At 49.0% G+C, this 14,888-nt stretch carries 11 protein-coding genes; 1 reads left to right on the forward strand and 10 read right to left on the reverse strand.

Annotated features, from left to right (window positions below; all coding sequences use genetic code 11):
* Nucleotides 1–37: 37 nt before the first annotated feature.
* The 10 genes from ACI4WN_RS04630 to ACI4WN_RS04675 all read right to left on the reverse strand — a co-directional run bounded on the left by ACI4WN_RS04630 (nucleotide 38) and on the right by ACI4WN_RS04675 (nucleotide 14,550).
* Nucleotides 38–1,462, reverse strand: a complete 1,425-nt coding sequence (locus ACI4WN_RS04630; protein WP_439777176.1) for a C69 family dipeptidase — start codon at nucleotides 1,460–1,462, stop codon at nucleotides 38–40.
* Between the two features lie 66 nt (nucleotides 1,463–1,528).
* On the reverse strand, nucleotides 1,529–2,848 hold the full coding sequence (ftsY, locus tag ACI4WN_RS04635) for a signal recognition particle-docking protein FtsY (RefSeq protein WP_439777177.1): 1,320 nt from the start codon (nucleotides 2,846–2,848) through the stop codon (nucleotides 1,529–1,531).
* A gap of 2 nt (nucleotides 2,849–2,850) precedes the next feature.
* Complete coding sequence (gene smc / locus ACI4WN_RS04640) at nucleotides 2,851–6,411, reverse strand: chromosome segregation protein SMC (protein ID WP_439777178.1); 3,561 nt, start codon at nucleotides 6,409–6,411, stop codon at nucleotides 2,851–2,853.
* A complete protein-coding gene (rnc, locus tag ACI4WN_RS04645; protein ID WP_439777179.1) occupies nucleotides 6,411–7,109 on the reverse strand; it encodes a ribonuclease III in 699 nt (232 codons plus the stop codon). Before rnc ends, smc begins: the two co-directional genes overlap by 1 nt.
* Nucleotides 7,110–7,237: 128 nt before the next feature.
* Nucleotides 7,238–9,013 carry an ABC transporter substrate-binding protein gene (locus ACI4WN_RS04650; protein ID WP_439777180.1) on the reverse strand — a complete coding sequence of 592 codons (1,776 nt, stop codon included), beginning with the start codon at nucleotides 9,011–9,013 and terminating at the stop codon, nucleotides 7,238–7,240.
* Between the two features lie 139 nt (nucleotides 9,014–9,152).
* Nucleotides 9,153–9,395 (reverse strand): acyl carrier protein, encoded by a 243-nt coding sequence (acpP, locus tag ACI4WN_RS04655; RefSeq protein WP_008459824.1) that lies wholly within the window; start codon nucleotides 9,393–9,395, stop codon nucleotides 9,153–9,155.
* 52 nt (nucleotides 9,396–9,447) lie between these two features.
* Complete coding sequence (gene plsX / locus ACI4WN_RS04660; RefSeq protein WP_439777181.1) at nucleotides 9,448–10,440, reverse strand: phosphate acyltransferase PlsX; 993 nt, start codon at nucleotides 10,438–10,440, stop codon at nucleotides 9,448–9,450.
* A 24-nt stretch (nucleotides 10,441–10,464) separates the two neighbouring features.
* Entirely contained in the window at nucleotides 10,465–12,504 is a 2,040-nt protein-coding gene (gene recG / locus ACI4WN_RS04665; RefSeq protein ID WP_439777182.1) for an ATP-dependent DNA helicase RecG, read from the reverse strand.
* Complete coding sequence (locus ACI4WN_RS04670; protein ID WP_439777183.1) at nucleotides 12,504–14,168, reverse strand: DAK2 domain-containing protein; 1,665 nt, start codon at nucleotides 14,166–14,168, stop codon at nucleotides 12,504–12,506. The genes recG and ACI4WN_RS04670 overlap by 1 nt, the downstream gene beginning before the upstream one ends.
* 19 nt (nucleotides 14,169–14,187) lie before the next feature.
* Nucleotides 14,188–14,550 (reverse strand): Asp23/Gls24 family envelope stress response protein, encoded by a 363-nt coding sequence (locus ACI4WN_RS04675; protein ID WP_008459818.1) that lies wholly within the window; start codon nucleotides 14,548–14,550, stop codon nucleotides 14,188–14,190.
* A gap of 174 nt (nucleotides 14,551–14,724) precedes the next feature.
* Here ACI4WN_RS04675 and rpmB point away from each other — a divergent pair.
* Nucleotides 14,725–14,888 (forward strand): 50S ribosomal protein L28 (gene rpmB, locus ACI4WN_RS04680; protein ID WP_439777184.1); only part of this gene is annotated, 164 nt, incomplete at its 3' end.

Raw genomic sequence — 14,888 nt, forward strand, 5'->3', positions numbered from 1 at the left:
AAAGCACCGCAAGATGCGGTGCTTAAATTGCTTAAAATTAAAGATTTTTGTCCATGTTAAAGGTCAGCTTAGACATCTTGATGGCTTCCTTAAAGAGCTCGCCCCAGACCTTTTCGGTTTCCTGGCGGGTATGAGCGACCGTTTCTTGGTTGGCCTTAGTTAAGTATGTGGTCAATTCTGCGCCTTGATACTTTTGACTAGCTGAAATCACTTCTTCCACCCGGCTTCGGAAGTAGCGGTTTAATTCCGTCAAGTACTTCACGTCGACTTGAACGAATTGTGGATAGTGGCTTTCAACCAGGGCCGCAAAGGACTTGTAGTACCACCAGGCATCATTCATGTTGTAGTCAAGGCTAGTATTGTTGTATGACGGATCCGTGTCATTCATGTTGGTAAAGAAAGGCACAAATGGCGTGAAGGTTGGACCGCCGATGCAGAGCCACATGATGCCGGCCATCTCTTCTGGCACGTCCCGGCGAATTTCCAGGATGTGGGCGTTTTGGGTCCGGTTTAAGCCGATTGGCCGGTAGCGGTGGTGTTCTTCATCCGTCCCGCGGGTGCCAAAGGGATCAAAGACCGTGTCTTGGTAGTGTGAGCCCAAGATATATTCGATGTCTTCTTTGCTGATCTTCTTTTCTGCCCGGCGGATAAATGGCAAGTCTGGGTCTTCAGGGTCTTGCTCAATGCTTGGGTTCAGGATCTTTTGCCCATACCAAACCCGGGAAGTGTTGTAGTGGCGGTCTTGCTCAGTATAGGTGCCAAAAATGTGGCGGAAGTTCCAGGCGTAGATGTCTGGATTTAAATTGTGGTCAGCCACAAATTCCCGGATGCCTTCGCTCCACATGAAGTCGTCCGGCTTGTCAAAGGCGACTTCTTCAATGGAAACCCGATTAGCAGCAATTGCGTAGGCATCGTCTGGAATTCTTTGGGCCACCCAGTGGTGACCGGTTACGATTTCCATGTACCAGATTTCGTCCTTATCAGAAAAAAGCACGGAGTTGCCAGCTGGTGACCCATACTTAGCAATCAGCTTGCCCAGATACTGTACGCCATCCCGAGCTGAATCAATATAAGGCAAAACAACGTTAACGATGCAGTCTTCGTCAAGACCGTCCACCACTAATGGATCAAAGGCCAAGGTCCGCTCATTGCCGTAAGTTGATTCGGTGGCTGACATGGCCACGTTCTTTTCGTTAATCCCGCTTTCTTCATAGTAGCCGTACTTCTTGTAGTCAACGTTTGGCACGGCTGGGTAGCGGTAGGCATCTTCTGGCAGGTCCATTTCAAACTTGTTCAGCCAAGATTTGATCTTGCGGCCCTTTTGCCCGTGAACGGCAGGATTCACGACAAACTTCTGCTGGTTTAATGGAGAAAAGGTATCGTCATTTCTGGCGATCAAGTTGTTGCCATCCATGGCGGCCTTTTTGCCAACCAGGATGCTGGTACATGCATCATCTTTCATGGAAATCGAAAATCTTCTTTCTTTTATTCTTGAAAAAACTAATTTAGATAACTTTTTGACTAATTCTTACAGCAGGTCGTGGAAGAGACCAACGGCAAAGTTAGCAGCATCAAAGTCGGCCAAATCTTCTGGCTTTTCGCCTAAACCAACCAGCTTAACCGGCAGCTTCATTTCGTGACGAATGGCCAAGACCACGCCGCCCTTAGAAGACCCATCCAGCTTGGTCAAAACCAGACCAGTTAACTTGGTCGTCTTGTCAAATTCCTTGGCCTGCATCAAGGCATTTTGCCCAGTTGACCCGTCCAAAACCAGCAAAGTTTCGGCTGGCTGGTCTGGCAGCTGCTTTTTAATGGTTCTTTGGATCTTTTCTAGTTCATTCATCAGGTTAACCTTGTTTTGCAGACGTCCCGCCGTGTCGACCAAGAGGTAGTCAGCTTGTTCATCGATCGCCTTGGTCAAGCCATCGTAAACAACGGCAGCTGGGTCAGCTTGGTCCTTGCCGCGAACAACTGGAACGTCGACCCGCTTGCCCCATTCAACCAGCTGCTCAACCGCCCCGGCTCTAAAAGTGTCGGCAGCAACCAGGATGACTTTTTTGCCTTGGTCATGCAGGCGCTTGGCCAGTTTGCCGACCGTGGTCGTCTTGCCCGCGCCGTTGACGCCGACAAAGAGGTAGACATTTGGCTTGGCGCTAGGGTCATAAGCTAGTTTTTCTTGTTCTGGATCACCATTGTCGTCGTAGACTTCAACCAGCTTTTGCACGATGACCTTCTTTAAGTCGTCCCGGCTCTTGGCCTTTTGCAGCTTGGCTTCTTCCCGGAGCTGGTCAGTCAAGTCTTCGCTGGTTTCATAGCCAACGTCTGACTCAATCAGGAGTTCTTCCAGGTCATCGAAGAAGTCTTCGTCAACCGTTCTGAACTTGGCCAAGAAGGCGTTCAGCCGCGCCCCAAAGCCCTTGTTGGTCTTGGACAAGCCCTTTTCGTAGAGCTCAACGTTCTTGTCTTCGGTGGTTGTTGCTTCTGGTTCAGACTCTGCAGCTTGTTCAGTTGACTCTGCTTTTTCTTCTGGAGCAGCTTCTGCTTCTTCAGGCTTTTCTTCGACTGCTTCTTCCTGGACTGCTACTTTTTCTTCAGCAACAGGAGTTTCTGCTTCAGCTTCTTCCTTAACTTCTGCACTGTCGGTTTCTTCTGCTTCAGTACTTTCAGCAGATTCTTCCGTCTCTACTGTTTCTTTTGTAGTATCAGCACTTTCAGGAGCTTCTTCAGCTGCTTCTTCCTTTTCTTTTTCTTCTGCTTGCTCTTGTTCTTCTTGAGCTTTTTTCTCTTTTTCCTCTTCGGTTTCTTTTTGCCCAAAAAGGCTCTTCTTAATGCGATCGAATAATCCCACGACTACACCTCATCTTGATAATCTTTCAGTGATACTGACAAAACTTGCGATACCCCAGATTCCTGCATCACGACCCCGTACAGCTGATCGGCCATTTCCATGGTCCCCCGCCGGTGAGTGATCACGATGAACTGGGTCTTGGTATCATATTGCTTTAAAAAGTGAGCAAAGCGCACAACGTTGGCATCGTCCAGCGCTGCTTCTACTTCGTCTAAGACGCAGAACGGCACTGGGTTGACTTCCAGCATGGCAAAAAGCAGGGTAATCGCCGTTAGACTGCGCTCGCCCCCAGAGAGGAGGCTGAGCCGCTGCAGCTTTTTGCCAGGAGGCTGGGCGATGATCTCGATCCCACTTTCTAAGAGGTCATCTGGATCCGTCAAAGCCAGTTTGGCATTGCCACCGCCAAAGACCTGCGGGAAGAGGCGACTAAAGGACTCGGCAATTTGGTTAAAGCTTTCGCTGAAGCGGTCCTTGACCTCTTGGTCTAGTTCGTCCATCGACTTTTGCAGGTTTTCCCGGGCCTCCAGCAGGTCGTTTTGCTGCCCATTCAAAAAGTCATAGCGCTCTTTTACTTCCTGGTATTCATCAATAGCTGCCAGGTTAACCGGCCCGATATCATCTAAGGACAGCTGGTGGAGCTTGACACTTCTTCTTAGGGCATGGCAGTGCTCTGGCGTATTTTCAACCTGAGCCTGCTTGAGTGCCGCTTCGTAAGTCAAAGAATAATCTTCATTTAACTGGGTCAGGCGCTGGTTGAGTTTTCCTTGCACCGTTGCCAGGTTAACCGACCGCTCTTCTTGCTCACTAGCCGCATTTTTCCGCAGGTCATAGTTGCGGGTGGCCACGGCTTCTAGCTGGTTGATCTGACCATTTAACTGGCCCAAAAGCTGGCTTGCCCGGTTTAGCTCGCCTTCTTTTTCAGCCTTGATTTTTTCCTGCTTGCCCAGATCCAGCAATAATTCTTCTTTCTTGCTGGCTGACAGGTTGCTAGAAGCTGCTAGTGCCTGCACCTTGTCTTGGAGCTGCTGAATCTGCTTTTGGCTTGCCCGTTTTTGTCCCTGCTTTTCCTTAATCCGGTTATTCAGGTTTTCCAGCTTGTTTGCCAAAACCGCGATCTGCGGATCCAGCTGAGCAAGCTCAGTTTGCACGCCTTGGTTGTGGTCCGTGTAGTTTTGGATGGCTTCTTGCAAGTCCGCCATTTCCTGCTTTTGCTTCTCAGCCTGCTTCTCTAAGGCAGCTCTTTCAGCGGTCACCTTAGCAAGCTCAGCTTGCTGCTTTGCCAAAGCCGCCTTTTGTTCAGCCTGCTGCCTTTGGTAGAGCTGGCTGGCGCTTTCTAAGCGGCCAACTTCTTTTTCCTGGCTCTTGAAGGTCAAGGCGACTGTATTGATTTCCTGGTCTTGTTCTTGCAGCTCTTGACCTAATACCGCAATTTTTTGCTCAATTTCAGCTAATTCTTCAGACTTTTGCTTGAGACTGCGCTCTAGGTCTTGAACATTGGCAGCCAAGGATTCGATGGCTTCTTGAGCCTTGGCAATTTCCGCTGTCGTTTGCAGAGGCGAGTTGTTTCGCTGGTTTCTAGCACCACCGGTCATGGCCCCGCCTGGGCTGATCACGTCCCCGTCCAAGGTGACGACCCGGTAGCGGCCAATCTGCCGGGAAACCTGCATGGCAGTATTCATCTGGTCCACAATGATGATGTTGCCTAACAGGTACTGGATGGCTGGCTCAATCTTGATCCCGCCCTTAGCTGTTACCAGGTCACTCGCAACGCCGCAAAAGCCCGGATACTGCTCTAAAGCCCGCTTGGTTGATTCCGGAATCGCCCGGTAGCGCAAGCCGTCAAGTGGCAAAAAAGTTGCCCGGCCCAGGTGCTGACGCTTGAGCTGGTCAATAGCATCCCGAGCTGCCAAACGGTCTTGGGCAACCAGGTTCTGCACGCCCCCGCCTAAAGCCGTCGTCATTGCGGCTTCAAGGTCACTGGGGAAGGTCAAGAGCTCACCGACAGCCCCGATAATGCCAGGGTAGTGGTCCAGATGGTTCAGGATCTGTCTGACGCCAGCATAGTAGCCTTCGTGCCGCTTTTGGATGTTTTCTAAGGCATCCCGTCTAGCGGTCAACCTTTGCAGGTTAACCTGGGCCATTTGCAGCTGCTTTTCAGCCGTCTGCTTGGCAATCCCCGCCTTGCCAGCAGCATCTTGCAGCTGCTGGTAATCAGCCTGCTTGGCCTGCCGATCCTGGGTCAGCTTTTTCCCCTTGGACCGCAGTTTTTCCAGCTCCTGCCGGCTGGCTTCCAGCTGACTAGATACGTCATCATAGCGCTGGTCACGAGACTCTTCATTTCGCTTAATCTCGCTTTCCAAAAAGAGCTGCCGGTTTTTAGCCGTCGTTTGGTCCTGCAGGGTTTGGATATAGTTGTTTCTGGTATCTTCCAGGCGCTGGCGCAGCTGCTCAGGGTCTTCTGTTAGATCAGCAGCCAGCTTTTCTCTCTGGTTTTCAAGAGCGTTCTTTTTGGCTTCTAGTTCACTAGCAGCCTTGTTCAGTTCAGCCAGTTCTTGGTCAGCCTGAACCACTGCCGCTTTGAAAGCTTCCAGCTGCTTTTCGTATTCTTGCTTGGTTGCCTGGTCATATTGGCTGGATTGCTGGGACACCTGCAAGGAAGTATTGATCTCAGACAGCTGACTGCCTAGCTTAACGACTTCTGCCTGCAGCTTGTCCCGCTTTTCGCTTTCCAGCTGATATTCTTCCCTTTTAGCGGCTAGCTTGGCTTGGGACTGCTTGACTTCAGCATCCAGTCGGCTTAAGAGCTGTTTGCTTTCCGCTAGCTTACCCTTGATTTCCTGCTCTTCTTCACTCAAATTAGAAATTTCAAAGGCTAGCAGGGTCTTTAAGTCATTGTCCAGGGCCGTTTTTTGGAACTTGTATTCTTGCGCCAAAGAACTCTGCTCATGCAGGGGCTCAATCCGCTTTTCCAGTTCCTTGACCAGGTCGTTGATCCGGATCAAGTTGTCGTTGGTCGCCGCCAGCTGCCCTTGGGCCTGCTGCTTTTGCTGCTTAAAGTGCAAAACGCCGGCGGCTTCTTCAAAAATCCCCCGCCGCTCTTTTGCCTGGGAGTTTAAGATCTGGTCCACCCGGCCCTGAGAGATGATGGCTAAGGAATTTTGTGAAATCCCGGAGTCCATAAAGAGCGCCCGGACATCCCGCAGGCGCACCGATTGGTTGTTGATCTGGTAATCATTGTCGCCAGAGGCTAAAATCCGCCGGCTGACCACCACCTGGTCGGCTGGGAAGTCCAGCTCCCGATTTTTATTGTCAAAAATCATGGTCACCTGCGCCCGGTTTAGGGGCTTGCGGGTGGCAGAACCAGCAAAGATGATGTCTTTCATGTTCCGCCCACGCAAGGACTTGGCGCTGCCTTCCCCCATCACCCAGCGAATGGCTTCGGTAATATTGCTTTTGCCAGAACCGTTGGGGCCCACGATGCCGGTGATCCCCTTGGTAAAGTCGATTATGGTCTTATCGGCAAAAGATTTAAATCCATCAATAATTAAACTTGTGAGGGGCACTATTTTTCCCTTTCATTCAACCGGCTTAAGGCATGCTTAGCCGCATCTTGTTCAGCCTTCTTCTTATTGCGGCCCTCGCCTTGAGCCAAGACCTGGCCGTCCACGCTGACTTCGACTTCAAAGTGAGGCGGCTGCTGGCTTTCCGTTAAAACCCGATACTCAATCTTGACCGTCCCATTTTGCTGCAAGAATTCCTGCAGGTCAGTCTTAAAGTCTCGAGACGGGGTAAAGTAGCCGGCATCGATCAAAGGATAAACCGTCTGCTTTAAAAAGTTTTCAACAGCGCCGATGCCTTGGTCTAAGAACAAGGCACCGTTAAAGGCTTCAAACACGTCTTCTAGGAGCGCCTTGCGTTCCCGGCCGCCAGCCTTTTCTTCGCCGACGCCCAGCTGGATTTCTTCTTTAAAGCCGCATTCTAAGGCAACTTTAGAAAAACCTTCCGTTCTAACAATGTTGGATCTCAAGCGGGTCAATTCGCCTTCATTTAGCTTTTGAAAATGGCGATAGAGGTAGTCAGAAACCGTAAATTCCAAGACGGCATCGCCTAAGAATTCCAGCTTTTCGTAATTGCCATAGTTTTTTCGAGGATTTTCGTTTACGTAAGATGAATGGGTGAAGGCTTCTTCGAGCAGCCGTTCATCCTTAAACTTGACTCCATAGTCATCAGATAGCTTTTTAATAAATTTTGTCGAAACCATGCTTGTTTCAGTCCTTTCGTATCATTGAAATTATACCAAAAAGGCCGCCAGCCTTGCCGGATTTTTAACAATCCAAATAAAAAACTCTGTTAAAAAACAGAGTTTCTTAATGCTTATCAATGATTTGTTTACTTCTTAAAGCCCACCTTGTACCAGAGCGGGTGGTTGTTGTTTTCTTGAGAAGATTCAAGAGAGTAATTTAGCAAGTTCTTGTTGATTGCCATGATCCGGTAAGAACTGGTCAAAGGAATGACATATGCCTGGTCTTGCATGTACTCTTGCCATTCCTTAAAGACCTTGATCCGGTAGTTCAGGTTAAAGGATTTTTCTGAGTCCATCTCATTGATCAGCTTTGTGTTCTTTGCCGTTGCAAAACGGCCTAGGTTGTACTGGGTCCCAGAACCAAAGATCCCGTTTTGGGATGGCTCATCGTTTAAGCTCCAGCCAGCAATGAACATGTCCACTTGGGAATCATCGCTAAATAAGAGACTGTAAAAGTTGTTGAATTCCATCAGGCTGCCGGACGTTAAGGTCACGTGAAGGCCGATCTTGCGCCACATCTTAATGTAGTTATTGATGATCTTGACTTGGCTAGAATCCCCGGTCATGGCAGCCAGGTGGATGGTGAGCTTGTGCCCTTGCGGGTCGCGGCGGTATTTTTCACCCTTCTTGCGCTTGTAGCCTGCCTTGTCCAAAAGCTCTTCGGCTTTTTTCGGGGAATATGGGTAGCCGTCAAGGCTGTCATTGTAGTAGTCGCCATATTCAGCAGGGATCAAGGTCTTGATTCTAAAGGTCAAGCCAGACGTATATTTGCGCTCAATCTCAGTAACGTTCATGGCATAGCCAATGGCCTGCCGCAGGGACTTGTTGGCCATCTTGGTCTTTTTGTTCATCTTAACCTGGCTAGTCTTAGCATCCCAAGTCCCCAGCTTAAAGCCTAAGTAAGTGTAACTCAGCGGAATATTCGCTACAAATTTGTAGCCTTTTTGCTTTTTAATCTGGCTCCACTGGGAATTAACCACTTCAATGACGTCGTAAGTCTTTTGCTTGATGGCTGTCGCCACTGACTTCGGCGAAATGATGGAGATCACGATCTTTGACAGACTTGGCGTCCCCCGCCAGTAGTACTTGTTGGGTACCCAGGTGACGGATTGACCAGTCTCCACGCTCTTGACCTGGTAAGGACCAAAATAAATCGGCTTTTGCCGAATCTGATAACTGCTTCTGAGCTTTTTAAAAGGAACGTTCTTTAAATAGTGGTAAGGCACAGCTGATTCCCAGAAATAGCCGTTTCCCGTCTTCAGCATCCCCGGGTGCATGGCGGAAAAGTGAATGACAACTTTCCTGCCCTTTTCCCCATCAGGCATCTCGATCCCCGAAATCGTCTTGGCCTGGCCATCGTGGTAGGCCTTTAAACCGACAACGTCTTGCAGGGATGAAGTATAGTGGGCGGAATTGGTAGCCCGGTTGGCGATGACCTCATAAGCATATTCAACGTCCTTGGCTACGACCTGCTTGCCATCAGACCACTTCACGCCCTTTTTGATGGTGATCGTGATCGTTTTCGCCTGCCGGTCTAAGGAAAATCTGGCAGGGCCACTGTCTGTGATGTTATAGCTGTTATCCGTATCAAACAAGGACTCTGAGCCAAACTGGGCCAGCTTGGCTTCAGTCGTAGAATCAGCCAATTCATCTGAAAAGATCCCAGAAAAAGGCGTATCCGTCTCAAGGGCCACCTTCATGGTTCCAGACTTTTTGGTCGTGCCAAAGCTGGTGGCAATTGGGAACTGCATGGCATCTTCGGCACCGCTATTGGTGTTCTTTTGGCTAGTTTTTTGCTGACCGCAGGCTGTGAGCAAGAATGCTGCTAACAAGCAAACCGTCAGGAAGCGAATTTTCCTCATTAAAAATCCCCTTTGCTAATTACTCTCCTAGTTTTATAGTTTAGCATATTGTGAAAAAGAATTCTTAGAGCAAAAAAGCATTCATCAATTAATGCTGATGAATGCTTCCAAATTAATTTTTAATTAGCTTGGTAAAGAATTACCCTTGGTGGCTTTTGATGTAGGCTACAGCGTCGCCCACAGTAGCCAGCTTTTCGGCTTCTTCGTCAGGAATTTCTGCACCAAATTCGTCTTCCAGCTGCATGACAAATTCTACCAAGTCGATTGAGTCTGCATCCAGGTCTTGGGTGAAGTTGGTGTCCATGGTGATCTTGCTTTGGTCCAATTGGAAGTTGTCCGCAATCAGCTTGGCAATCTTGTCAAAAATTTCTTGTTCAGTCATCTCGATGATCTCCTTTAATTTTTTCTTGTCTTTTTAATCTACTTACTAAAAACTACTTGCTAAATTCAGCCTTAAATGCTGAAATCAAGTCTTCAGTCAAAATCTTGTCAATCTGCTTAACGGCGTAGTATACTGCCCGGGCATCTGAGCGGCCGTGCTGCTTGACAACTGGTGAGTTAACCCCCAGCAAAACTGCCCCGCCGTACTTAGCCGTATCAAAGCGGCTAGCTACCGTCTTTAGAGCATCCTTGGCTAAGAGCGCCCCAAACTTAGCCTTCACGCCGTTATTCATCAGGCCATCTTTTAAGAGGTGGATGATGACGCTTGCCGTACCTTCAATGCTCTTTAAGACCGCATTGCCGGTAAAGCCATCAGTCACCACGACATCGGCTTTGCCAGTTAAGAGTTCGTGGCCTTCGATGTTGCCGGTAAAGTTCAGCTTGCTGTCCTTGAGCAGCTGATAAACCGCCTTATGGAGGTCATCACCCTTGTCATATTCAGCCCCGTTATTTAAGAGAGCCACGCGCGGGTTCTTCACGCTGCGGACCTTTTCAGCATAGTAAGCTGCCATTTCTGCCCATTGCAGCAGGTATTCTGGCTTACTCGTGGCGTTGGCCCCAACGTCGATGATGTTGAAGCCATCATCTGAAGACTGCACCGGCATGGTTGGCATAAGGCCTGGCCGCGCCACGCCCTTGATCCGGCCGATGATAAAGATGCCGCAAGAAAGCAGCGCCCCCGTGTTGCCTAATGACAATAATGCGTCTGCCTTGCCTTCCTTGACCCAGTTGGCCGCAACCACCATGGAAGAGTCCTTCTTGGTCCGCATGGCCTTGACTGGCTCATCTTCATCTAAAATTACTTCGGTCGTAGCCACGATTTCAATTTGCGGATCATCTTGGGGCAAAAGTTCCTTTAACTGAGCCTCATCGCCAAAGAAGATAAATTGGTCTTCTGGCAGCTCTGCTTTTGCCTTTAAGACGGCATCAACGATTGCCTTTGGTGCGTTTTCCCCGCCCATGGCATCAATCGCAATTCTTTTCATTTCTTGTCTCAATTTCTTTCTAGATTATGACCTTGCTTGTACAAGTTTATTATATTCTAACACATGCTTTAAATCTGCCAACTGATCTGCCTTGAGGCCGGGATCCTTTGCCACGATCTCTTGCGCAACTTCTCGAGCAGCCACCATGACCGGGTAGTCGCTAACCACGCTGCCCATCTTAAATTCTGGCAAGCCAGACTGAGCCTTGCCAAAAAGATCCCCTTCGCCCCGCATCTTCAAGTCTTCTTCAGCCAGCTTAAAGCCGTCGCGGGTTTCGGCCACGATTTGCATCCGCTTTTTGCCAGCTTCAGTCTTGGGGTCAGCTACAAAGACGCAGTAACTTTGCGTCTGCCCCCGGCCAATCCGCCCCCGGAGCTGGTGCAATTGACTTAAGCCAAAACGGTCAGCGTCAAAAATGATCATCAAGTTGGCATTGGCCACATCGACCCCTACTTCGATCACACTCGTCGTCACCAAGATATCGATCTCGCCCTCGCTAAAGCGAGTCATAATCTCATCTTTGTCAGCGCTGGCCATCTTCCCGTGGAGCAAGACCACCCTTTGGTCAGGAAAATCATGGGTCAGCCGCTGGCACAAGGCTTCGGCATTTTCCAGGTCCATGGTTTCTGATTCCGTAATTAAGGGCGTGACCGCATAAATCTGGAAGCCCTGGGCGAGCTGCTCTCTCATCAAGCGGTAGACCTCATCCATCTGATCGCTGGTCTTCCAAGCCGAGATAATCGGCTTTCTCCCGGCCGGCAGGTGGCGGATTTCTGATAAATCCGTTTCCCCGTAGACCGTCAAAGCTAGTGACCGCGGAATCGGCGTTGCCGTCATCGCCAGGATGTCTGGGTGATCGCCCTTGTTGATCAAGGCTAGGCGCTGCGCCACCCCAAAGCGGTGCTGCTCGTCGATAATGACTAGACCCAGCTTTTTGAAAATGACCTTGTCTTGAATCAGAGCGTGAGTTCCAATCACAACGTTGATCATGCCATCCGCTAATTCCTTATAGATCTCCCGCCGCTCCATAGCCTTGGTCGATCCCGTTAAAAGGGCGCAGCGGACGCCAAAGGGCTCCAGCATCTCTGAAATATTGCGAAAGTGCTGGTTGGCCAGGATTTCCGTTGGCACCATCAAGGCTGCCTGATAGCCGGCCGTAATTGCGCCGTAGATGGCGAAGACCGCCACCACGGTTTTCCCAGACCCTACGTCCCCTTGCAGCAGCCTTTGCATTTGCTTGTCGACAAACATGTCCGCAAAGATCTCGTTGATCACCTTTTTCTGGTCAGGCGAGAGCTCAAAAGGCAAGGACTTGGTCAAAGCCGCAATTTCGCCTAGGTCATACTTTTTAGCATGACCAATTCGCTTTTTGTTGCTAGTAGACAATTGCGCCATCTGCATCTGAAAGAGGAAAAATTCCCGGAAAACCGCGCTGCGTCGGCCGGCTCTGGCTTCATCTGGATTTTTGGGATGGTGCATGGCCATGACCAAGTCGCGATCAGAAAGCAGCCGGTACTTTTGCCGGATCTCATCTGGCACTGCATTGCCGACGCCTGGCAGACATTCAGCAATAGCTTGGTCAACCAAGCCTTGCAGCTTTTTTTGCTTAATGTGGCGGTTAACCGAATAAATCGGGGCCATGCCGTTATCAGCATTTTTAGCAGCCACTAGTTTATAGGCTGACAGGCTTTGCTTACGCAGGTCGTACTTGCCGTAGATGGCCACCTCCTGCCCTACTTCCAGCTGCTTAGACAGCCATGGCTGGTTAAAAAAATTGACCATGATAATATCATGGTCAATTCGCAGCTTAAAGCTGACCCGGCTTTTGCGGTAGCCAAAGTAGTTCTGGTATGGAGTGGTAGCCACGATGCCTTTCAGCATCACCTTCTGACCATCATTGAGTTGATCTAAAGGCAAAGTCTCCAGCTCATCATACCGGTAGGGAAAGTAAAACAGCAGATCATAAATGCTATAGATTCCTAAACTTTGCAAGGCTTCGCCTGTCTTGGCACCGACGCCTTTCAGGGAAGTCACAGGCATCAAAACCGCGTCATCTAAAGTCATTATTCTACCGATACCAAGAAGTTGTAAACTGGTTGACCACCGTCGTGGATTTCAAATTCGAAGTCGTCATCTTCATGGCTGCCTTCAAGTTGGTCAACAACGGCTTGAGCTTCGTCCTTAGTAGCGTCGCTGCCGTACATCACCGTGATGATTTCGGAGTCTTCGTCAACCATCTTTTCGGTCATTTGGACAGTAGCGGCAATTGGGTCTGCGTTGTCAACGACGATGGTCCCGTCCACGATCCCGATAAAGTGACCCTTGTGGATTTCGATGCCGTTGATTTCCGTGTCACGAGTTGCGCGGGTCACTTCACCAGACTTAACTGAATCCAGTTCATCAGTCATGGCTTCAACGTTTTCGTCGACGCTAGCGTCTGGGTTGAAGGCCAGCATTGCCGTCAGACCCTGTTGGACGGTCTTGGATGGTACGATCCCGACTGGAATTTCAGCAACTTCAGCTGCTTGCTTAGCAGACATGATGATGTTGCCGTTATTTGGCAAGATGATGGCTTGCTTTGCGCCAGACTTGCTGATGGCATCCATGATGTCTTGGGTTGATGGATTCATGGTTTGCCCACCAGAGATGATCCGGTTGACCCCTTCGCTTTCAAAGAGCTTGCGGACACCGTTACCAGAAGCAACAGCGATTACAGCAAAATCAACGCTTTCTTGTTGTTCTTGCTCGTTTTCAACGATCGTTTCGTGTTGAATCCGCATGTTGTCAATCTTGATCTTGCCGATTTGACCGAATTGAGAACCGTACAAGAAGACCTTGCCAGGGAATTCGGTGTGAACGTGCACCTTGGCAATTTCCCCGTCAGAAACAGCCAGCAGTGAGTCGCCAAGTTCTGACAAGTAGTTTCTGAATTCTTCCAGGTCAAATGGCTTCTTGCCAGGAACGTCAGCCTTTAAGTCCACCATGATTTCCGTGCAGTAGCCGTTGGCAATATCGCTAGTTGCGAGTTGCCCTTGCACTGCTTGGTGGTGGGTGGCATTGATCAAGGCGTTCATGTCATCTGAGTCAGGAACGTACTTGTCGTCAAAGTTTTCACCTAACAAACCTTCCAAGAAGCCTTCATAAATGAAGACCAAGCCTTGACCACCAGAGTCAACAACGCCGACTTGCTTCAAAACTGGGAGCAAGTCTGGGGTCGTCTTCAAGGCTTCCTTAGCCCCTTCAACGATGGCTTGCATTACTTCTTCGACGTCACTAGTTTCGTTAGCCTTGTTAGCACCTGCTTGGGCCCCGACGCGGGCTACAGTCAAGATAGTCCCTTCGACAGGCTTCATCACAGCCTTGTAGGCAGTAGCTACACCATTGCTAAAGGCGTTAGCCAGTTCTTGAGCGTTAAGGGTAGTCTTGCCTTGAGTCGCCTTGTAAAAGCCGCGGAAGAGCTGAGAGGTAATAACACCGCTGTTGCCGCGGGCGCCCATCAGCATCCCCTTAGCCAGGCTCTCAGTCAAGTCGCCGACACTGCTGCTGAGGTTTTCGGAAACGGCCTTAGCACCGCTTTCCATAGTCAGATTCATATTCGTACCAGTGTCACCGTCAGGAACTGGGAAAACATTTAGATCATTGACGAATTGCACGTTCTTGCTCATTCTGTGAGAAGCAATTCGCACCATGTCTCTAAATTCTTTACTGCTAATTTCACTTAAAACCAATATTGAATCCTCCGCTTGATTAGTCGTCGAGCACCTTGACGCCTTGAACGATTACGTTAACCGCCTTGGTGTCGATGCCCAATTGACTTCTTAAGTTATATTTGACACTGTCTTGTACATTACGACTAACTTCAGAAATTTTCAAGCCATAACCCACAATAATATAGACATCAACAGTCACTTGATTGTCTTCGGATTTAACTACAACGCCACGCTTGTAGTTTGCCCGGCTTAAAATGCTGTCTACACCATCTCTAAGGGCATTCTTGGATGCCATACCGACAACGCCATAGTTAGACGTAGCTGCACCACCAACAACAGTTGCAATTACACCGTTTGAAATATCAATCAAACCATACTTTGTTTTGATTTTAACAGCCATGTTCATCCTCCGTCTTATTTCCAATATACACCTTTATTTTAACATAACGAACTTGAAAGCTAACACTTTCAGATTGATTTTCGCAAAATACTTTTGAAATTTTAGATTGAAAAGTACTCGAGTTTATGGTAAAGTCTAATAGTATGACAAAACATGTAAAGGGGGTTTAGCAGCATGGCAAAAGATTTCGTAACCGGTAAGAAGACCACTTTTGGTAACACGCGTTCACACTCATTGAACTCATCACGTCGTTCTTGGAAGCCAAACCTTCAAAAAGTTCGCATTCTTGTAAACGGCAAGCCTAAGCGCGTTTGGGTTTCAACTAAGACTTTGAAGTC

The sequence above is a fragment of the Lactobacillus sp. genome, assembly GCF_051893255.1.
Taxonomy (GTDB): Bacteria; Bacillota; Bacilli; order Lactobacillales; family Lactobacillaceae; genus Lactobacillus.